Raw genomic sequence first — 22,437 nt, 5'->3', positions numbered from 1 at the left:
AATATTATTTAAATACACTAGATTATTTTAAATCGTCTCCAGCTATATCGCGCCAGTCGTATATATGAAATGTTTTATCTGTAGACATTGCAACGAACATTCCTTTGGGGAATTCATCGCCCAAACTAACCGAAGTTACTTCTGAACCATCGCTTTCAAGAGTCATTAATTCTACGGATTTAATAAACTTGTGATTATGCGGGTTTCCTTCAGAACCTTCTCTAGAAAATATATTAAAGGTATTTTGTTGTTGGTCAGATATTAAAATATAGCCTGTTCCATTGTCCTTCTTATAAATACTAATACCCTCGATATCCCTGCCAAATTCCTTTGTTCCAAATAATGCCAATTCTTCATCCCCTTTGGCAGGATCTGCATGGTATTTACGAATCCCGAAATTTTCGTCTGAACAATACACATAGCCTAATTCATTATCAACAACAATAGCTTCAATTTCTTTTATTCCACTATAGTTTCCAAAATCTCTAATCTTAGTCAGCTTCACTTTGCCTTTACCGTCATTATCTATTCGGTACTGACATAGATATCCCTTTGACGGCCCATCTTTAGGGCCAACAATAGCGTATACAATTCCATCTTTGGGATTTTTGTACAATGCAACTCCCATTGGATCTTTCTTTTCTCTGTCCTCAAAAACAGCCATCCCACCACCATCTATGGGTTTCATATCGGGCACACTAAAAATCCGTAATTGATTTTTGCTTCTTTCCGTCGTTACAGCAATATCAATAGGCTTACCATTTAAATTGTACCCATAAGCAATATCTACATTGTTTGGCCTTTGAAGATCTGGAATACTTTTGTCTTTAATGATTTTTCCTTGTAAATTAAAAACGTATAAACCTCCACCATCTTCTTTGTCGGTACCAATTATTAAGCTCTGGGCTGGATCATTTTTATTTACCCAGATAGCAGGATCATCCGTATCAAAAACAACCTTTTCCGTTATATACTTAGGTTGTATAGCGTTTTTGGTATGCTGAGGCAGACCATCTGGTGCAATTATTAAATCGTCACCAGCAATATCTTCCCAAGCATATAATTGAAAGGTTTTATCATCTGACATAGCCACAAACAATCCCTTGGGAAACAGATCGCCCAATGATGCGTTTATAACTTCTGAGCCATCACTCTCCATTGTTGAAACATCGATAGATTTTACCAATACATGATGGTGTGGATTATCTACACTTCCTTCTCTGGAGAATAATTGAAATTTATTGGCTTGTTGATCTGAAACGATTATATAACCAGTGCCAATATCCGTTGTATAAATACTAATCCCCTCATGGTCTCCTGTAAAACCTTCTGTCGCAAAAAGTGCCAACTCCTCATTACCCTTGTCCGTATCGGCATAATATTTACGAACCCCTACTCCTTCATCCGAATAATAAACATAACCCAATTCATCATCAACTACTACGGCCTCAATTTCCTTTTTTCCACTATATTTTCCAAAAGCCCGTACTTTTTCGGCAATGATATTTCCGTTTTCATCTCCTTTTAATTCATATTGCCAAATATACCCATCCAGTGGCCCAGACTTTCTTCCAACAAAGGCATATACCTTGTCTTCCGGATTTTTATATAATGAAACCCCCATAGGGTCCCTTTGCTCTTCACCTTCAAAAACTTCAATGCCCCCATTGTCCAAAGGTGTCATTTCTGGAAGCCTAAATATTCTTATTTTATTGGTAAGGCGTTCGGTAACAACTGCAATGGAAAATTCCTCCTCACCTAGTTCAAATTCTTCAATGTCCACATTGTTCGGACGTTTTAAACCCCTAACCGTTTTATCTTCAATGATATTGCCTTTTAAATCGTAAACATACAAGGCACCGTCCATATTTTTATCCGTTCCTAGTATTAAGCTTTGTGATGGGTCTTCCTCATTTACCCAAATGGCCGCATCATCAGTATCATGTTTTGTGACCTGTGTTATGATTTTTGGTTTTATGGCGTTCTCTGAAATCGCTGGTTTTGACTCGCAAGCACTAATTAAAATAACGCCTAATAAACCTAATAGACTGGCTGCCGGGTTTGTAATCTTCATAATGTTAAATCTTTTTTCTTAATATTTTTCCTGAATCGTTAAAAAGTATATCGTAAATTTTATCTCCTTTTTTAAGATCTATTTCATAAAATATTTGATTATCCGCTGTTTTCACCAACTCAATATCTATAATTGAGTAATCACTTAATTTTTCAGCTATCGTATTGGATATGGCTACTGGAAGTTCACTTTCATCAATTTCCAATTCAGTTTCAAGCCAGTTCCCCGCTTTATCAAAATAAGAAGTGTAATTGAAGCCGTCCAAGGTGTAATGCAACCTATATAGTTCTCTTTTCAGACTCCATTCAATATTGTGAGCTGACGGTTCAAGTTCCAAGAATTTGAGTTGAACCTCTCTTGGAACAGTTTCCTTGTTACATGAACAAACCATAAACCCTATAATTACTATTATAATTAACTGCTTCATATTTTATGTTTAGTAAACTTATGGGTTAATTCTGTAGAGAATCTGTCTATAAAATCAAAAGTTCAAGTCAAAATTATGTAGTCCATTTTCATAGCTATATTTTAGCTGAATATTATAGGCCAAACAAATTTTATTTATAATAGACAGCCCTAAGCCCAACGAATTTTTGTTTGATCTATTAAACCTTCTAAATTGACCGGTATCCATTTTAGATTGATTTCCGCTATTTGAAAACCTAATACAATTTTGCAAAGTAATTATATGTATTTTCCCATTTGTAGTATTATGTTTAATGGCATTTCTTATTAAATTTGATACTAAAATCTCTATAAGGTCAGGGTTGATGACAAAGTGCATTTGATGATTTAAATCCATTTTAATCATTAGCCCATTGAGCTCAATAACTTCTATATAGTGCTGAACTTGGCTCTTTACCACTTCCGTTATATCGATTTTCTCAGAATTATCATAAGCACCAGATTCAATTTTAGCCAATAATGTAAGACCGCGGTTTATTTTTGATAACCGCAAGCAACTATTGTAAATAGATTTAAGAGGCTTCAACTCAACATCGGTTAGTTTTTCGGACTGTAAAAGCATTTCGCATTTATTGCGAATTATGGCCAATGGGGTCTGGATCTCATGTGCAGCATTCTCGGTAAACTCTTTGAGATTGAGATAATCATAATGAATTTTTTTAATCATAGTATTTAACATACTATTAAGCTGATTGAATTCTTGCGTATTCGTCTTGCTGAAATTTATAGATCGTGTACTTCCAAGTTCATAATTCTTTAGGGTGATAAGTGTTTCCTTAAAAGGCCGCCATAAACCCCTTGAAATAAAAAGGTTACCAAGTATAAGAAAGGTAAGCAACCCTAAAAAAACCAATAACATTGGTTTTAATATCTCTACCACCAAAAGTTTCGATTCTATTAAGGACTTGAAGATGGTGATGTCATAAAAAGCTGTTCCTATTTTGCGAATGACATTTAATTTTCTATAGGCATGAAATTCATCATCAATAATATCATAGACTATGGTGTCTGTGAACATTAAATTATCTATTTCTTCCTGGTTCGTTGAAATCTTAATTATTTGCTCATAGTTGTTCAAGGCTTCAATAGGAATATCATTGACTATTTGTGTAGTGGCAATTTCTTCCCTGTTTACTAGAAAATCATTGATATCATTATCAATGACATTATTAAAATTAATGAGGATAATAAAACCGGCAACGGCAAAAAAAAGCAACGAAGCCATGGCATAATAAAGTGATGTTTTGACTAATAATTTCAAATTTTTTGGAATTTGTACCCCACCCCATAAATGGTTGAGAGATAATCGTTACCGCCTGCATTGACTATTTTTTTTCTTAAATTTTTTATATGACCATAAATGAAATCGAAAGAATCGAACATATCAGTATCATCCCCCCATAAATGCTCCACTATTGATTCCTTGGTTATGACCCTGTTTTCGTTACTTATAAAATAAAGTAACATTTGATACTCTTTTTGGGTTAGGGTAATGTTCTTATTGTTTACTACAACTTCATGAGAGACAGTATTTATTTTAATGTCACCAAAATCTATTGTATTGTTGCCATGAAACTGTTTTCTTCTAATTATTGATTTTATTCTGGCATTAAGCTCATTAAAATCGAATGGTTTTGTAAGATAATCATCAGCTCCAATATTTAAGGCAGAAATTTTGTCATCTATGGCGCCATGGGCACTTAGAATAATGACACCCGTATCCTTGTTTAATTTTTTTAGATATTCTAAAACTTCAAGCCCAGAGCCATCTGGAAGGCCAATATCTAAAATAATCGCGTCATATTCATGCATATATACTTTTTCTTTGGCCAATGAGGCAGTGGATACCGCCTCGCATAAAAAATTTTCCCCTTTAAGGAATTCGATTAAGTCATCCTGAACTTCTTGTTCGTCTTCTATAATTAATAATTTCATGCTAGTTTGTTACCTCTTATTTTATATTATGTTGATTAGAAAAGTATGAAATAATTCGACCCTTATAAATAATAAGTAAAGAAAAAAGGCTAGATATGCATCTAACCTCTTGGTCACTGACAAAACTAATTAAACTTCACTCCTTTTTTATTTCCGTGGTGTAGATTACATTGCCTTTATAATTTATGACCTGCACCAACATTTGACTTTTAGTTATAGAAACCGCCATAAACCCCTGAACAGAAGCGGCAAACTTTGATATGCCATCTATCATACCTGTTTTTCTGACTTCAGAACCTGCTCCTGAAATAAAATGATGGGTCTTTCCTTGCGGTTTAATATATTGTAGATCGTGCTCATGACCTGCAAAATATACATCTGCGTTACTTCTCTTCAAAATGGGTTGCAGTGAATTTCTTATTTGTTCCGTGTCCTCAATCCGTTTACCTCCGGAATATAATGGATGATGGCCCGAAAAAATTGTCCAATCTGCTTTTGGCTTAGAAGAAATAATACTATCTATCCATTTTATCTGTTGTGTGGAATCCTGGGTCTTAACATTAGCATAGGCCTCTTCAGTATAATATTTCTTTTCAAAGGGACAGGTGTCCAAAAATAGAAAATGAACATTTAAACCAGTGTCTTCATCAGTAAAACCGTAGTCATAATAACGTGATGGCATATTCCACCGTTGGCTTTTATATGTGTAGTCTATTTGGGCCTGAGGGTTTCCCCTATAATCGTGATTGCCCAAAACTACATGCCACGGAATTTCAAGATGGTATCCTTTATAAATATTTTCAAAGGAAGCCACCCAGTTGGGGTCGTCTATACTCGCCACACCATTAGGGTAAAAGTTATCGCCCAAGGCTATGACAAATTCCGCGTCCAGTGTTTTGGCAGCTTCTTCCATTCTATCTGCAACATGTTGTTGGTTATAATAGCCTTTTCGGCCCCAATCCCCAATCACTAGGAAGTGTAACGCATCCTTCATAACCACTAGACTATCTGTTACTTTATAGTTATCGCACAAAGGCATATCATTCCCATCTACCTTAGTGGCGCTACAACTAAACCCAAAAAGTAATAGCAGAAATATCGGCGTAAGCTTATTCCAAATGCTTTTCATAAAATATAAATTAAAAATGGCGGAGAATATATTAGAAATTAAACCTTATACCCAATCTGCCCCAAGATCCATATCTTGTCCTAAAACTAGGTGTATTTTTAGTATTGTAAAATTCCCTTTCGTCCTCATCAGTTAGGTTTACCAACTCCAGAAAAGCTGTCAGTTTATTTTTACTAAATGATTGGCTCATGGAAAAATCCCACTGATGTCTACTTTCCACATTAATTATATCTCCACCATCAAACTCATTGATATAGGATCCATTATAATTAAATGACAATCTTGCCTTGAATCCTCCAATATTGTAGGCAAGGGCAGCATTACCAATATTATCCGCTTGCCCTGGCAAGTCTATCTCGCTCAGATCTGCCCCTTGTGCAAAATTGGCAACATTGGCTTCGGAAGTCGTATGCGTATAATTTAAATAAACCACGAGGCCTTTAAGTACGCCAGGCAAAAAACTTAAATTCTGTTGATATCCTATTTCAAAACCTAGTAAAGAGGCATCATCACCATTAACGGATTGGGTAACCTCTATGTCCGGTATGCCCCTAAAGGTCTGATCTGTAGTTTGCTGATAAATGAAATCATTTAATTTTTTATAAAAAACGCCTCCGGACAGTAGTCCCAGTGTGCCAAAATAATGCTCTCCATAAATATCGAGGTTCGTAGCCCTTACCGGTTTAAGGTCCGGATTAAAAATTGATGCTTCTTCTCCGTTAAAAGTTGCTCCTTGAACAAGATCTTGGAAATTAGGTCTGGAATAGGATTTTGTAATGGAAGCACGCAAAATGTCGTTATCGCTTATATTGTATTTAAGGTGAAACATGGGTAAAAGAAATCCATAATCATTGGTCCCACTTACCGGCACAGCTTCTTCAGTATCTTCGTCCCATTGTCCAGAGGCATAATCAAAATTGGTTTTTTCGTAACGTACCCCGGCTAGTATCATAAGTCTGTTCAATTGTATTTTGCCCTGAACATATCCGGCAAACACATTTTCTGTTGCCTGGTATTCCTGTAAGGCCTTTTCTTCGGCAGCCTTTGCAAAATCGGCTTCGAAGTCCCCTATATTACTATCAAAGTATGAATTGAATTTATTTCTATCAGTGAAAGGTCCTAAATCCTGATTAAATTCTCCATCCATAAACCCGGAATACACATGATTATCCGCAAAGTCACTTAAGAAAAGATCATCATCTCCCTCGTACCCATAACTTTCAAATTTATCTACAACAAAATTTTTGTCTTTGAACCTAAGCTTACCTCCTATTTTCAGTTCGCCTTGCTTTTCAGAAATATTCAAAGGAAAAGCTGCATTTATTTTAGCGGTAGTATTATGGTCCCTGGCAGTAGTCACTTCATTTTCCCACTCATCCAATCCTAAAAGGGCCGCATTGCCTACCTGAGCATTTTGCGCATCGTAGGTGAAGCTATTGAGCTTTGGACTATAACGATCGGAGATGTCAAGGCTCCATGTAACGTCCTCTGCGTTTTCAAACACCGATTTTTCGTTTGCCTCAGTTTTTTGAAATGCCTCGGAATATGCTATTTCATAATCCAAAATTACCTTCGCCCCAGAGTAATTTCCGCCAAGATTAAAGCTATACACCCCCTGGTTCTCCGGACGATATTTGAGTTCCTTGGAAACCCCATATTCCAATATATCCTCGTCCTCTTCCGATTCCAGAAGAAGCCTTCTTCTTTGTTCCACCTCCCTTAATTCGCTGTACAAAGTCCTAAAATATATCTGATTTTTATCATTGAATTTGTAGTCCAAAGTGGCATTGGCCCCAATACGTTTTCTAGAAACCTCATAACTTGTAATCTCCACCTCATCCAATCCTTCCGGATTATCCTTATCCCAACCATCAAAGGAATATCTCTCAGAAAATTTTTCGCTAGGCGCGTAACTACCCCCAACTATAATCCCAAACTTGTCATTGTTGGTTCGTTTACTCAAGGTAATATTCCCTTGTGCAGTTGTCTTCTCCGAAGAATTGTTATATTCCCCTCCCAAGGAACCTGAAACCTCCAATTCCTTTTTATAGGCTGTTGGAGTTTTTAGGTTGACAGAACCTCCCACTGCATCTCCATCCATATCTGGTGTGATGGATTTTGTAATTTCAATTGAGGCCAACTGATTGGAGGGTATGGCATCCAATGCCACAAAGCGCGAATCCCCTTCCGGAGAAGGAATTTGTTCCCCATTTATACTAATATTGGTGAATTGTGGAGCCAATCCCCGTACTAGAATAAATCGTCCATCCCCTTCATCGCGCTGAAGATTTACTCCAGTTACCCTTTGAAGGGATTCCGCTGAATTCTGATCAGGAAATTTCCCCATTTGATCGGAAGAGACAACATTTTTAAGGTTATCGGCAGATTTCTGCTGGTTTAACGCCTTCATTTGTCCGTCCAGGGAACCTGCCAGAATTATTTCGTTTAATTGGGTTGCCTCCATTTCCAGTTCAATATTGACCACTTTGGTTTCCCCGGCTCCCACCTCAACGCTTAAAGTTTTAGTCTTTTCTCCTATATAGCTAACTTCTATTTCAAAATTACCTGAATTAACTGCAAGTGAATACTCACCGTCAAAATTTGTGGTTGCACCAATGTAAGAGCCTACTATTCTTATATTTGCACCAGGCAATGGATTCTGTGATTCCATATCTTTTACAGTGCCCTTAATAAATCCCTTGTTCTGGGACTGGGAATAAGCAAAATGGGAAGAACAAAAAATACCTATCAACAATAGAATTAAATATATCCTAATTTTCAAGTACTTCGATTTCATTTTTATTGGTTTTAGGTGGTTGATATTTATAATATAAAAATAGCTTTCAATTCTGTTTGAAATCTGTACTGCCAATATTAATAAGTTTTTGTTAACTGTATTTTGCCGACAAGTAATGTTTTTGTAAATAAATTTGTTCAACTATGAACAAAGTTAGGGGCCAATTTCATTTCATTATGAAAACAATCATATTGGCCTTTAAAAATAAAATGAATGCCTTATAACAAAATGGCAATCCAATGGAAGTTCATACTGCGTATAGAAGATATAATTTGCAATTATCATATATTACAAGGTAGGCTTTACTAAATATTGGACTAGGCTGGTAAGTACACTTCATCATGTATTACTTTGAAAAGCAAAAACTTCTGGTCTAGGAAGTTGTTTTTTTAGTTTCCCATAAATATCCATGACAATACCATTGCCGGCAATAAAGAGAATAATTAATAAAAGGCTAGAATTGTAGCATAGCACAGGAGGCACTTCTAATCCACAAAATGTAGGAACAAATATTTATGTATCCCGAACACACCTTTCAAATGTAAAGCAATACATTTTCATTTTTCAGTCATATCCAATTAACATTAACGTGAAGAAGCCCTTATAACCAGCTCTGGTTTAAAGACTTCCCTACGAAACTTTAAGGCGGTATTCTTGTCGTTCAAATGACTTAATAATATTCTAGCGGAGAGCATTCCCATACTATAGACGGGTTGCCAAACAGTAGATAAAGAAGGTGTAATAAAATTGGAATGCGGTTCATCATCAAATCCTATAATAGAGATATCCTCCGGAATTTTTAAACCAAATTTTTTGGCGACATGCATGGCCGAAATGGCGATATTATCGTTGTAGGCGAAAATAGCATCGGGACGTTTTTTAAGTTCCAGTATTTTTTTTGAGGGCTTAATTCCATCCTTGTGGTTAAACCCAGGGACGTGAACAATGTACTCCTTGTTTACCTCAATGTTATTTTTTTCAAGGGCATCCAGATAACCCTGCAACCTATGATCGGTAGTGCTCAAGTTTAAGGGCCCCCCAAGGTGGGCAATGTTCTTGCAACCTGTTCCGATTAAATATTCCACAGCCTGAAAAGCCCCAAAATAGTCATCTACCAATACCTTATCGGCCTCAAGTCCAGGACAGTCCCTATCAAAAACCACCACAGGGATACCGCTTTTTTGAAGCCTTCGAAAATGATCAAAATTCTTGGTCTCCGAGGAGGGAGATACCAGGACCCCATCTATCTGGATCTTTGATAACCTCTTTACAATGGTCAACTCTTCCTCATAGGATTCGTTGGACAAACAGATCATAATATTGTATTCGGAATCAACAATTACGTCCTGTATCCCAGTAATTATTGCGGAAAAAAAATGGCCCGTAATTTCTGGCACTATCACTCCAATGGTATTGGATTTTTTTTGCAGTAAGTTCAACGCTAAAAGATTGGGTTGATAATCCAATGCTTCCGCAAGTGCCTTAACGGCATCCTTGGTCTCTTTTTTTATGGCCGGATGATCGTTCAAGGCTCTGGAAACAGTAGAGGGAGCTATATTGAGCTCCCGTGCAATGTCCTTAATGGTAACGCGGCCCTTCTTCATAAAAAGTCCCTATTTACAATCCTAACTTCCCTTTTCATTTTCCAATTTATTACACGGTGTGGACCCTTAGAACCTACTAATTATTATTTAGGCAATTATATTCCGAAATTAGGCAATTGGAACTTGTAAACAAAATACACTACAACTACTTGAGGTAACGGCCCGCAAGCCCAAAAAAAAGGGTGGGCAAATATTTGCCCACCCTTTTCAAAAGTCAATTCCTTTTAATCTTCCTAGTATCCTGCGTTTTGAACCAAGTACCCATCAAGGATAGAGGCTCCATCAACAGCACTTTGTGGTATTGGAAAAAGGCGTTTCTGAGGATCTGAATTTGTTTTTTCGGTATAAGAGTCCTCATATTTTCCAAAACGAATCATATCCGTACGTCTTTGGAATTCCCAATAAAACTCAAATCCACGCTCTCTATATAGTAAATCCAGGTTCATTTCATCAAGTGCAGGAGCCGTATGCCTAGCGGTTCTAGAAGCCCTAACAAAATTAACATCGGCAAGAGCGGCACCAGCATCTCCCTTTCTTAATGCTGCCTCCGCACGCATCAGGTACATATCGGCCAAGCGCAAAACTACAAGATCTGCCTGTCCTTTGTTTCTTCCAGAGTCCGAAGTCTTACTGAACTCATACTTCAATACCCTATATCCATTACTATGCGAACTATTGGTAGTAAAGTCGATTTCCAAGGAATGAAAAACAGGATCACCTACCTCGGACCTACGGTTTACAACCAAGTCCACTACGTAATTGTCGCCATCGCATCGCTCAAAGGGATCTCCGCCCTGATCGTGTTGTAAGCCATACAATAGGCCTCTATAAATACCCCTATCCACTTCAAAATCTTCGGCACTCACACATCCGGGTTCATTGATCAAATTATCCTTATGGAATCTGGGATCTGCATCTGCCGGATCTACATCACCATAAGCATCTACCCAGGTCTGATAGAAATCTGGAGTAATTGCCGCGGCATCGGTACCATTGGCACTAGGAAATTCTGGCAAGGGGTAAAAATCTCCAGACATAGAGAAATAGGCCATACGATTGTGACCATCCAAATCTGGACGTTGATCTATAGCAAAAATCAACTCTTTATTGGTATGGTTTTCATCATCAAAAATCTCAAAATATTCTGCAGATAGAGCATGCTCGCCTGAATTAATTACCTGGTTGGTATATTGGATAACCGCATCCATATCTGCTGCAGTAAAATTAGGTGTCCCATAAGGATCCCTATATACCGCCGCATTCAGATATATTCTCGCCAACAATGCCTGAACACCTGTCTTTGTCATTCTACCCGGTCCAACGGCAGTCGTTGTAGATAAATCGGGTTCAGCTGCTTTCAATTCACTTATTAAATAATCCACTGCCTCACTACCTCTTAGTATAACTGACTGATCATCAATATTATCCTTAACGAATACCAAACCAAATGCGTCCAATAAAATATGGTTAAACAGGGCCCTCATGGCCTTGGCTTCCGCTAAGTAGACAATTGCTTGGGGATTTGTTTCTGCCAGAGGTTCCAGAGCATTTATGGCACTAACCGATCTTGCTATATGTCTGGTAACCCCGTTCCATACATCGCTCATAATACGATTACCAGGAGTCATGGCATGACGATACAAATCCGAAAATTTACCTCCATCACCCCAATCGGTACCACCCCTGTAGGGCAATATAGCTTCATCCGTAGAGATTTCCTGCATGGAAAAATAATTCGTATGCCTCCAAATATTGTTATTTGCATTTGCATAAACCGGGGCAATAGCTGCCACAGCTTCATCAATTCCTTCTGTACTGGGATTCAAAGATTCGTCCAATATATTCTCCTCAAGATCCGTACAATTCCAATTCAGTAACATGCTGCCTAACAACAGTGCTAATTTTATATTGTTTTTCATATCTATTTTTATTTTTTATTAAAAGGATACATTCAAACCAAAAACAAATGTTCTTGCCTTAGGGTAGGCGAACTTATCAATACCAAAGGATTGAATCCCATTGGTAGAACTATCCGTATTCACTTCTGGATCATAACCGTCATAATCCGTAATAACGAATAGATTTTGACCAGTAAAGCTCAATCTAAATTCCTGGAGCCAATTTGAAGCCCATGACATGGATTTTGTATCGAAAGAGTATCCAAAGGTTAAATTATTTAATCTCAAATAAGAACCATCCTTTAAATAACGTGTGGAAACGGCTGCCGAATTTATGATACTTTCTTCAGGATACTCTATGGCAGCTGCTGTTGTGTTGTTAGATTTGCTCAACAAGGTTTTGTAAAAACTCCCCATAGCGGTATGGTCATATATTTCATTTCCGGATACCCCGTTAAAATTGGCATTAAGATCAAACCTTCTGTACTTCAAGTTTAGATAAAAATTATAGGTCATGTCGGGCAAAGCACTTCCAACAATGGTTCTATCCTTTTCGGTAATCTCACCGTCCCCGTCATTGTCCGCAAATTGCGAAAGACCATCAGGACCAATTCCTGTGAATGTCTGCATATAAAAGGCCCCGATAGCCTCTCCACTAACAAATCCGTTAATGGTAGCATCTGTAAGCCCCTGACCAGAAGCGGATCCAGTTGTTACAATGGTAAAAGGAGAATCTTCCACTAAATTATCTATAAATGTGGCATTTACTCCAAAGCCGTAGGAAAGACCGTCTGGGTTCTGCTTGGAATAATCCAACGCAACTTCAAGCCCTTTGTTGGTAATTGTCATGCCAGGAACATTTGTCCAATAAGTAGGAGCCGGTACAATTGGATCTACAGGTGTAACCTCCAATAAGATATTATCGGATACTTTATGAAAATAATCCAAGGTACCTGTTAGACTTCCATCGAACAATCCAAAATCAACACCCACATTGGATTGGGTAGAAACCTCCCATTGAATATCCGGGTTGGCAAAACGGGTATACTCGGATCCCACGGGATAAGGACCATTCTGATCAATTGGATAACTCACATTGCTGGAGTTACTAACCCTAAAAGAGGCTTTTGTGATTTTTCCGGGAATTTCCTGGTTACCGGTCTGGCCCCAGCCCGCCCTTAATTTTAAATCGCTAAAAATAGACCCCTCCATGAAGTCCTCTTCTATGATTCTCCATGACCCTGCAAAGGAAGAGAACACACCATATTTGTTGTTTCCCCCGAATTTAGAGGAACCATCGGCCCTAACCGTTGCAGTAAACAGGTAACGATCTTTAAAGCTCCAGTTGGCCCTACCAAAATAGGATTGCAACTCGTCTTCATATGTACTGCCCGAAGGTCTATGGTCAACTATATTGGTATCCCCACCCAAACCAGGGTTGTTACGAGGATCTATACCAGTGTCGGCCGGAAATTCATCAATAGACCAACTACTACTTCTTGAAAATGTTTTTTGATAGGAATGACCCCCTAAAATACTTAGGTTGTGGTCTCCAACATCAAAGGTATAGGTCAAGTAGTTTTCAATTAGATTATTTTCATACTTCCCAAAAGACTGTCTTAAAAAACCTAAATCGTTCCGATCACTATTGGCAATCGTTTGTTGATCCCTATCCGATGATCTATTCTCATAACCTACGTTTAATTTATACACCAGACCATCCAAAATTTCAAAGGAAGGTGCAATATTGATTAAAATCCTTCTAGATTCCGAAAAGTCACCGTTATATTTATTGGACAACAATGGATTGTTCCAATTAAGAGGGTTGTTAATTTCCCCATCAGCCGTATAGGCATCAAAGGTAGGGTTGGTAGAATACCCCAGATTATTATTTCTGGATTGCTCGGTAATTGTAGTATTTAAATTGTAATCAATTTTCAATCGATCTTGCAACAATTTTTGGGTCACATTAATCCTTGCACTTGTCCTTTTGAGACCTGAGTTATAAACAATCCCTTCCTGATCTTGCAAACCTAAGGAAGCATAGTAATTGACCTTTTCGGTACCCCCTGATAAAACCAAGTTGTGGTTTTGAGTAATGGCAGCCCGGGTCAATTCATCCTGCCAATCGGTGGAACCTCCTCCATCAATAAGCTCACTCCCTGGAATTGCAGCCACTTCCCTACGGAATTCATCAGCGGTGAAAACATCCAGTTTACGAGCCAATGTAGAGACGCCTACATTGGTAGAAAGCGATATTTTTGAAACACCGGCCTTTCCATTTTTCGTGGTAATGATTACAACACCGTTGGCTCCTCTTGAACCATAAATAGCAGTTGCCGAGGCATCCTTCAATACATCGATGGATTCTATATCATCTGGATTGATAAAATTCAAAGGGCTTTCCCCTGAACCTGTACCTGCCAAGCCCAATGGAAATCCATCCAATACAAATAATGGCCCAGATCCCGAACGAATAGTTCCTTGTCCACGGATCACAATACGCTGACCACTTCCAGGCTCACCACTTGAGGAGGTAACATTTACACCCGCAGCCTTACCCTGTATAAGTTGGCCCGCATTATTAACGACTCCCTTATTAAAGTCTTCGCTGGTAACCCGTTTCACCGCACCAGTTACGTCCTTAATTCTTTGGGTTCCATAACCTACAACGACCACCTCGTCCAATAAGGATGAATCTTCCTGCAATGCTACACTTATATTGGTTTGACCGTTAAGCGAAAACTCTTTGCTTGCATATCCCAAAAAGGATATAACGAGAATTGCGCTCTCGTCCGATACTTGTATAGTAAAATTACCATCAAAATCAGCCGTAGTTCCATTAGTAGTTCCTTTTTCCAGCACTGTTGCACCGGGCAAGGGAATATTCTGTTCATCGGACACCGTACCACTAACCGTGGTCTGTGCCAATGCTGTCATGGATGTGCCTATCAAAAAGACAAACATCAAAAATTTCAGTTTCTTCATATTTTTAAGGTTTAAATTAGTTTTGTCTTAACCAAATTAACACATAATTAACGATATCGGAATCGAAAGGTGTTAAAAAACAATGCAAAGGTTTGCACACCAATAGATTTGGAGGAAATTTCTTACTGACACAAAAACATGTTGTGATTAAGCTGATTTAACTCCTTTCCTCCCTTGGAAAAAAACTACAGTCCTTTACTTTGCTCCTAAATTTAGAGTACCGATTAATTAATTGAATTGGTTATACGCGGCAAAACTATATAAATGCCGTTATGAAAATGGCGCGATTTTATGATTTTACCTTGGCTTTACATTTTAATAACCGGTTCTCTATTTTGATCCAGGATTCTTTTCCAGAGCAACATATATAGGTAAAAGGAAGAAATAAATTTGACCAGAGTTATAAACAACAAAAGAATTCTTTTATATATATAGCTGATTACAAAGTATTTAGATAAACATATACATAGGAAATTAATATGCTGAAATTCCTGGACAGCACCAATTGACATTTTATAGCTCGGTAACCATAACTTAACATAGGTAGGACCGTTGCAAAGCTAGGCCGACGAAAAGCAAAGTCGTCCTATTCAACCTAATGCTGACTAGATAAGGAATAATAGCAATATGGACAAGGGTAACTATACGGTATAAACCCCGGTAGAACCAGGAACCTTTTAAAAATCGAAAGTATAGAGCACCCCTAAGTTAATGGTCGACCACGTGGCACCATCCATGGCAATACCGGTATAAGATAAATTAACTTCGGTTTGGGCCCCCATTAAATAAGCTATTATTGGCCGATAGTACAATCCACCTTCATTACCATCGTTTATTCCGATAGCCTGACCAATATCACCCCCTAGAGAGAACGAATTGGATGTCCAAAATCTAACAGAGGCGGCAAGGGGCATAAATTGAATGTTGGGCAAATCCTCAGCGAAGAGCTCCTGATCATATTTCTCCGGGAAACCATTTACAAAACCTACCATAACCCCAAGGTCTATAATTTCACTCAATCCCCATCTATATCCCAGATCCACTCCGGCAACAAGGCTAAGCTCATCTTGAAATTCATCCAAGGGCAGCCCCCCGTGAATTCCCAATTTCAAACCCTTTTGGGCAAACAATCCCATTCCCAAAAGTGCAAAAACAAGGGTTACAAGTACTTTTTTCATAAATGTTGGTTTTTATTTTGGTTTGGTATAAATCTAGAATCTTCTTTATTCTAGACCATATTTTTGTTGTAAAACCTACAAAAAAGGTTGTGGGAATGCTCATTATCCTGCCCCGCAGTATGCCAAGGTTTAGAATCTGCGTATACTCAATACCCCCACGACACCTATAAATTACAATTATCCTGCTCTCCCAAAACCCAGCCAACTCAACCTTGGCAAAACAAGGACCTCTATTACATAAACATAATTATATATTATTTATGCCTAAAAATTATATTTTAAAATAGAATAGCATAAAAATCATTTATATATGTTAAAATTGTAATTTTTATATGCATTATGTATAACATAATAATATAAAATTTATATATTGCCCAAAATCTAACAGATATGATAACTCAAACACATCCTTTTTATGAAGCATCTTAAAAAACCATGGACAGGAAATGGACCTACTACCAAGTCCGTTCAAAACAAAAAAACAACCAAGTCCCCTTCTTTGGTATTCACTTCTATTCTTTTACTGACCTTTGGCCTAACCTTTGCCCAGCAAAAAGAAATAACTGGAACCATATCCGACGGAAGCGGACAACCGCTACCCGGAGCCAATGTCTTGGTCAAGGGGACCTCAACAGGGACCCAAAGTGATTTTGATGGCAACTACATCATTATGGCCAGTACAAGCGATGTTCTAATATTTAGCTATTTAGGATTCACATCACAATCTATTACCGTAGGCGATCAATCCACAATAAATGCAGTCCTACAAGAAGACGCTGCCCTACTGGACGAAGTGGTCGTTACCGGCTACGGATCCCAATCCAGGGCCAAAATGACCACTTCGGTAGCCAAATTGGACACCCGCATATTGGAAACGTCCACAAGATCCAATGCGGCAACGGCCCTGCAAGGAACCATTGCAGGACTTAGGGTAACCAATAATACCGGACAGCCCGGATCCACTCCTTCCATTATCCTACGTGGGGGTACCAATTTTGACGGTTCCGGTTCTCCCCTTGTTTTAATTGATGGTATCCCCGGAAGTTTCTATGCACTTAATGCAGACGACATAGAATCCATAGAAGTACTAAAAGATGCCGCAGCCACTGCAATCTATGGGGCCAGATCGGCCAACGGGGTTATCCTTGTAACTACCAAGACCGGCCAAATAGGAAAAAGTAGTATAAATTATAAACAAAAATACAGTATTAACAGAAAACGGGAAACTCCGGATTATATAGGTGCTGCTGACTTTATTAAGTATAATAGGCAAGCAGTTCAATATTATAGGGAAGCCACCAACCAACCCACTGGATTTGGAGCATTTATAGATGGGGCAACCGCCTTTGGAACTGGAGGCAACACCACCAATTCCCCCTTTACCACCCAATTTTTGGATAACAACAATAGTTATCTGCTCAACTATCCAGGATGGGGTACCGTAACAGATCCTTTAGATCCAAGTAGGGAGATTCTATTCTTGGAAAATGATGTAAGCGATAATATTTACCAAAGCAGCCAATCTATTGACCACTACCTCTCTTTTGATGGTGGCAATGAAAAGGGAAGTTATTATTTGGGATTGGGTTATTTGGACAATGAAGGGTTGATATTGGGTTCAGGGTTCAAGAGATATTCGGGAAAATTTACCGCTTCATACAATATTTCGGAGAAATTAAAGGTGAATTCCAACATCCTATATTCCCATTCCAATTTGAATCGAAGTCCCTTGGGTGGTGATGACACGGTTTTTAGAAGATTTGCTGGTCAGGCTCCCACCTCTAGGACCTACAACAACAACGAAGATGGTAGTTTGTCTACAGAATTAAATCAGGGAACCAATAGCGGATTTGGCAACCCTCTATACTATCAGGACAAATTCATCCGAAAAAATCTGGAACAGCGCTTGTCCGCATCGGTAGGATTGGATTGGAAGATATATTCGGATCTTACAGCCTCTATAATAGGAAGCCATTTCACCATTAACAATCACAATGAAGCGTTTAACAAGGCCTTCCTTAATGGAAATACGCTGATCACGACCAGAAATGCCTCGGCAAGCTTGGGAAGAACCCTACGCAATCAACTTACCGGTACCTTAAATTACACCAAAGCAATAAATGACCACAGTTTTAATTTGTTGTTAGGGGGCGAATACTACAAGGATAACTTCTTTAGTCTGTCCGCAGCTACCCAAAATTCCCCTACCGATCTGATCTATACGATGAATGCCGGTAGTGAAGCTGTAGGTACTCCTAGCAGCTTTGAAACTGAGAACGTGATTATTTCTACCTTTGGTCGCCTTAACTATGATTTCGCCGATAAATACTTAGTCGGATTCACCTATAGATACGACGGTTCTTCCCAATTGGCGAACAATAAATATGGGTTCTTCCCTGGTGTATCCGTGGGGTGGAACGCACACAATGAAAATTTCTTTGCCAATTCATCCCTTGCAAAGGTAATCTCCAACTTTAAACCAAGATTGAGCTATGGGGTAAACGGAAACTTGGAATCCTTGGCTCCAGATCAAAATAACCCCCGATCGGCCAATTATGTGGTATATGGTTCCTATGGCAACCAAGGGATATATGATGGACAAACAGGATATGCCAATACAGGCCTACCTACCTTGGACCTTCAATGGGAGCGTTCTACCACCTTCAATGCCGGTTTGGATGTTTCTTTTTTCAACAACCGCATAAGCGTATTGGGAGATTATTTTATTAGGGATGTAAAAAATAAGATATCTAACCTTACCCTTCCTTACTGGACCGGTTATGGATCTATAAGAACCAATAACGGTACCTTAAGAAATAAAGGTTTTGAGCTACAATTAAACGCCGATGTCATCAGAAATGAAAATACACAATGGCAAATTGGAGCTACCGTATCCCATAGCAAAAACTTTGTGGTAGCACTTCCCGAAAACGACAATGAATTGAACAGACAGGGAGGGGTACAGATCAATAATCCCAAAACCGGGGAGCTGGAATGGGTAGGCGGCCTACAGGAAGGACAAAGGGTTGGTCAAGATTTGGTAATTACTTATGTCCAGGATTACATCTATGCCGATCAAGCTGCAGTAGATGCCCATGCCGGAAGACAGGACGATTTATTGCCAAATGGCACCCAACGATACCCTGGGGATGTTGCCTGGGTAGATACCAATAATGACAATACTATTAATAGTTTCGACAAAAAGGTCATTGGCAGGACTACTCCAGATTTCATCGGGGGAATTACCTCAAACTTTAAATACAAAAACTTCGGGTTATTTGTAAAAACAGATTTTGCCACTGGCCATATCATATACAACCATATTCGAGGTAAAGGTCTCGCACAGACCCAAGGAAACCTAAATCAGGATGCCCTGATCCTAAAATCGTGGACTCCAGAAAACACCAATACCGATATACCCCGTTTTGTCTTTGTAGATGCCCAACGAAATATCTTCAGGGGAAATGAAGCTACGGTCAACAGCCGTTTTTGGGAAAAGGGAGATTATTTGGCCTTAAGGGAAGTCACCCTAAGCTACGATCTTCCCACAAAAGCCTTTAACGACAAAATAAGTCAACTAAGCCTGTACCTAACGGGAAGTAATTTACATTACTTTAAAAGTTATAGCGGCGATACTCCTGAGGAAGGAGGCTATCAGGCCGGAGAGTTTCCAGTACCAAGAACCATCACCATTGGTCTCAATCTAACATTTTAAAACTTAACAACATGAAATATTTATATATCATACTAACATTGGCCCTATTTAGTGCCTGCGACAATGAATTGGAACTCAACCCGCCCAGTGAACTTACCTCATCCGGTTTTTGGGATAGTGAAAACGGTGCCCGTGCTGCCCATACGGGACTATACGGTGCATTAAGAGGTGCCAATAGTACTATGTGGCTATTGGGTGAAATACGAAGTGATGTTTGGGGAGGACAAACCTTTGAATCCCCTGCAAATCTTGAATTGATCGAATCCAATATAACGGAGTCCACTGCACCATTTGGTGGATGGGCCGGCTTGTACACCAAAATCCATCAAGTAAATGATTTTTTGATCAATGTTCCTTCCATAGAATTTGAAGACAATGCAGAAAGAAATCATATGCTCGGACAAGCCTACGGCCTACGTGCCCTATATTACTATACCTTATTGAAGACTTGGGGAGATGTACCGATATCTACGGAACCTTTGGCCACTACGGACCCAGAAGGCTTGAGCAAACCAAGAGCCCCACAATCTGAGGTTATGACTTTGATAAAAGCAGACCTACAGGCTTCCTTGGATGCCTTTGGCCCCGATAATTCCTTTTGGAAAGGCAAAAAAGTGTATTGGTCAAAAGCTGCAACCATGGCTTTAAAAGGCGATGTTTTTATTTGGTCGGGCAACTTATTAGGAGGCGGCACTGCAGATTATAATACTGCTATTGGAGCCTTACAACAAATTGCCGGTATGGGCGTCTCCTTGGAACCCAACTTTTCGGATCTCTGGTCTACCGAGAATGAAAACAATTCCGAATTTATTTTTGCCGTACAATACGAACAGGATCAGTCTACTAATTTCTACAGCCTTTTAACCGGTAGGAGTACAGAAATACAGCCGCAATTTGATAACAATGGAAATTCCATGGCCGATTTTGTGGTAAACGGCGGAAACCGATATGGACCGTCGGAAGAAGTATTACTACTAACGGACGACAATTTGGACAGTAGAAAAAATGCTACCTTTATCAGATTGTATACCGATGACAATGGGGGACTCGGATATCCAATTTATGATGCCTCCAAATACTTTGGCTCGGTAATCAACAAGTTTGCAGGTACTGTAGATGGCAGCATACGGATTTCAGACAATGATGTTCCCTTATATAGATATGCCGATGTTCTTTTAATGATTGCGGAAGCAAAAAACTATTTGAACCAGGACCCTTCAACCGAAATAAACCTTGTCAGACAAAGAGCTTATGGCGCTAATTATGTTGGAGCTATACATGGATATAGCAATGGTACACCTACCGAGAACACCAATGCCATCTTGGAAGAACGCTATAAGGAGTTTCTGGCCGAAGGCAAAAGATGGTGGGATCTAAGAAGAGCCGGCGATAGTTATGTTTTGGATAATATAGACTTCTTAAATCCAGGGGACGAATACAAACTGTTATTGCCTATAACCTTGGACATGATCGGAAGAAACCCTTTACTGGAACAAACTCCGGGATACAATTAAAATATTGAGTTAGTTTGAATTGAGTTGTTTGCTGAAAAAAGGGTTCCATTTTTTTTGGAATCCTTTTTAAGCTTTAATTCCACAATTAAAACCATCCAATAAAAATTACCCAAATTGATTAAACCAAATGCCAAGTGTTGATTAATTTATTTTGGGAGAATGAAATCTTTGTGCGTAATTGTATTTTGTAATACATAATAAAAACTAAATAAATGAAAGGATTAATAGCCGCTACCTATGCACCTATGCATAAGGATACCTCAATAAATTTGGGTATAATCTCCGAATACGGCCAATTTTTGAAAAACAACAAGGTCAAAGGGGCCTTTGTAAACGGATCCACCGGCGATTTTGTTTCTTTAACCACTAAAGAAAGGAAAGATATTATCACTGAATGGGCCGCGAACAAACCAAACGACTTTTTTCTGGTAAACCACGTTGGACATAATAGTTTAAAGGAAGCCAAAGCCTTGGCAACACATTCTGCCCAAAAGGTAGATGCCATAGCAGCATTGGCCCCTTATTACTTTAGACTTAGTTCGTTAAAAAGTTTGTTGGAGTACTGCAAAGAGATTGCGAGTTGCGCTCCCAACACTCCCTTTTATTACTATCACATACCGGTATTGACCGGTGCCAATTTCCTCATGCACGAATTTTTGGGATTGGCCTCCCAGGAAATTCCAAACTTTGCAGGGATCAAGTTTACCAACAATAACCTGATAGACTATAAATATTGTAAGGATTTTGATAATGGCGCCTATAATATTCTGTTTGGTTTTGATGAAATCTTATTGGCGAGTCTTCCTTTGGGAGCCGAAGGCTGGGTAGGTAGCACCTACAACCATTTGGCGCCCTTGTATTTATCCATCATAGAGGCCTTCCAAAACAACGACCATAAGTTGGCTGCGGCCCTTCAGGAAAAATCCATGAAGTTCGTGGATACCCTAAATGCAAAAGGTGGTTTTAATGGGGCGGCCAAATCCTTTATGAAGGTCTTGGGCGTGGATTGTGGCCCCAGTAGATTTCCACATGCAACCCTTTCGCCAAAAGAATTGGAAGAAGCAAGATCGGCCTTGAATGCCTTGGGAATCATGGACCATACCAGCCGCTTGGCCGTGGGCAATACTATTCCTTAATATT

13 protein-coding genes are annotated in these 22,437 nt (G+C 38.9%); 3 read left to right on the top strand and 10 right to left on the bottom strand.

Annotated elements, in window-relative coordinates; translation table 11 throughout:
* Positions 1–22 precede the first annotated feature (22 nt).
* From CWD91_RS22975 to CWD91_RS13830, 10 genes are all read right to left on the bottom strand, one after another.
* Positions 23–2,074, bottom strand: coding sequence for a phytase (locus CWD91_RS22975; protein ID WP_239985783.1), 2,052 nt, complete (start codon positions 2,072–2,074; stop codon positions 23–25).
* A 4-nt stretch (positions 2,075–2,078) separates the two neighbouring features.
* Positions 2,079–2,501, bottom strand: a complete 423-nt coding sequence (locus CWD91_RS13870) for a PepSY-like domain-containing protein (RefSeq protein WP_103441560.1) — start codon at positions 2,499–2,501, stop codon at positions 2,079–2,081.
* A 54-nt stretch (positions 2,502–2,555) separates the two neighbouring features.
* Positions 2,556–3,800 carry a sensor histidine kinase gene (locus tag CWD91_RS13865; RefSeq protein ID WP_157943792.1) on the bottom strand — a complete coding sequence of 415 codons (1,245 nt, stop codon included), beginning with the start codon at positions 3,798–3,800 and terminating at the stop codon, positions 2,556–2,558.
* Positions 3,797–4,474, bottom strand: a complete 678-nt coding sequence (locus CWD91_RS13860) for a response regulator transcription factor (RefSeq protein ID WP_103441558.1) — start codon at positions 4,472–4,474, stop codon at positions 3,797–3,799. The genes CWD91_RS13865 and CWD91_RS13860 overlap by 4 nt, the downstream gene beginning before the upstream one ends.
* Positions 4,475–4,610: 136 nt before the next feature.
* The gene (locus CWD91_RS13855) at positions 4,611–5,603 is read right to left on the bottom strand and encodes a purple acid phosphatase family protein (protein WP_103441557.1); all 993 of its coding nucleotides are present in this window, start codon (positions 5,601–5,603) and stop codon (positions 4,611–4,613) included.
* A 31-nt stretch (positions 5,604–5,634) separates the two neighbouring features.
* Positions 5,635–8,400: a TonB-dependent receptor gene (locus CWD91_RS13850; protein ID WP_157943791.1), complete on the bottom strand. Its 2,766-nt coding sequence runs from the start codon at positions 8,398–8,400 to the stop codon at positions 5,635–5,637.
* A gap of 584 nt (positions 8,401–8,984) precedes the next feature.
* Positions 8,985–10,004 (bottom strand): LacI family DNA-binding transcriptional regulator, encoded by a 1,020-nt coding sequence (locus tag CWD91_RS13845; protein WP_103441555.1) that lies wholly within the window; start codon positions 10,002–10,004, stop codon positions 8,985–8,987.
* 233 nt (positions 10,005–10,237) lie between these two features.
* Entirely contained in the window at positions 10,238–11,923 is a 1,686-nt protein-coding gene (locus tag CWD91_RS13840) for a RagB/SusD family nutrient uptake outer membrane protein (protein ID WP_093978242.1), read from the bottom strand.
* 18 nt (positions 11,924–11,941) lie between these two features.
* Positions 11,942–14,890 carry a SusC/RagA family TonB-linked outer membrane protein gene (locus tag CWD91_RS13835; protein ID WP_103441554.1) on the bottom strand — a complete coding sequence of 983 codons (2,949 nt, stop codon included), beginning with the start codon at positions 14,888–14,890 and terminating at the stop codon, positions 11,942–11,944.
* 677 nt (positions 14,891–15,567) lie between these two features.
* On the bottom strand, positions 15,568–16,068 hold the full coding sequence (locus CWD91_RS13830) for a hypothetical protein (protein WP_103441553.1): 501 nt from the start codon (positions 16,066–16,068) through the stop codon (positions 15,568–15,570).
* A gap of 415 nt (positions 16,069–16,483) precedes the next feature.
* Between CWD91_RS13830 and CWD91_RS13825 the strand changes: the two genes are divergently transcribed.
* From CWD91_RS13825 to CWD91_RS13815, 3 genes are all read left to right on the top strand, one after another.
* Positions 16,484–19,783, top strand: coding sequence for a SusC/RagA family TonB-linked outer membrane protein (locus CWD91_RS13825; RefSeq protein WP_103441552.1), 3,300 nt, complete (start codon positions 16,484–16,486; stop codon positions 19,781–19,783).
* Positions 19,784–19,794: 11 nt separating this feature from the next.
* Positions 19,795–21,297: a RagB/SusD family nutrient uptake outer membrane protein gene (locus CWD91_RS13820; RefSeq protein WP_103441551.1), complete on the top strand. Its 1,503-nt coding sequence runs from the start codon at positions 19,795–19,797 to the stop codon at positions 21,295–21,297.
* A 212-nt stretch (positions 21,298–21,509) separates the two neighbouring features.
* Entirely contained in the window at positions 21,510–22,433 is a 924-nt protein-coding gene (locus tag CWD91_RS13815; protein ID WP_103441550.1) for a dihydrodipicolinate synthase family protein, read from the top strand.
* Positions 22,434–22,437 lie beyond the last annotated feature (4 nt).

Origin of the sequence: Arenibacter hampyeongensis (assembly GCF_002909255.1) — a bacterium.
Classification (GTDB): Bacteria; Bacteroidota; Bacteroidia; order Flavobacteriales; family Flavobacteriaceae; genus Arenibacter; species Arenibacter hampyeongensis.
This window is presented reverse-complemented; position numbering and strand designations above follow the sequence as displayed.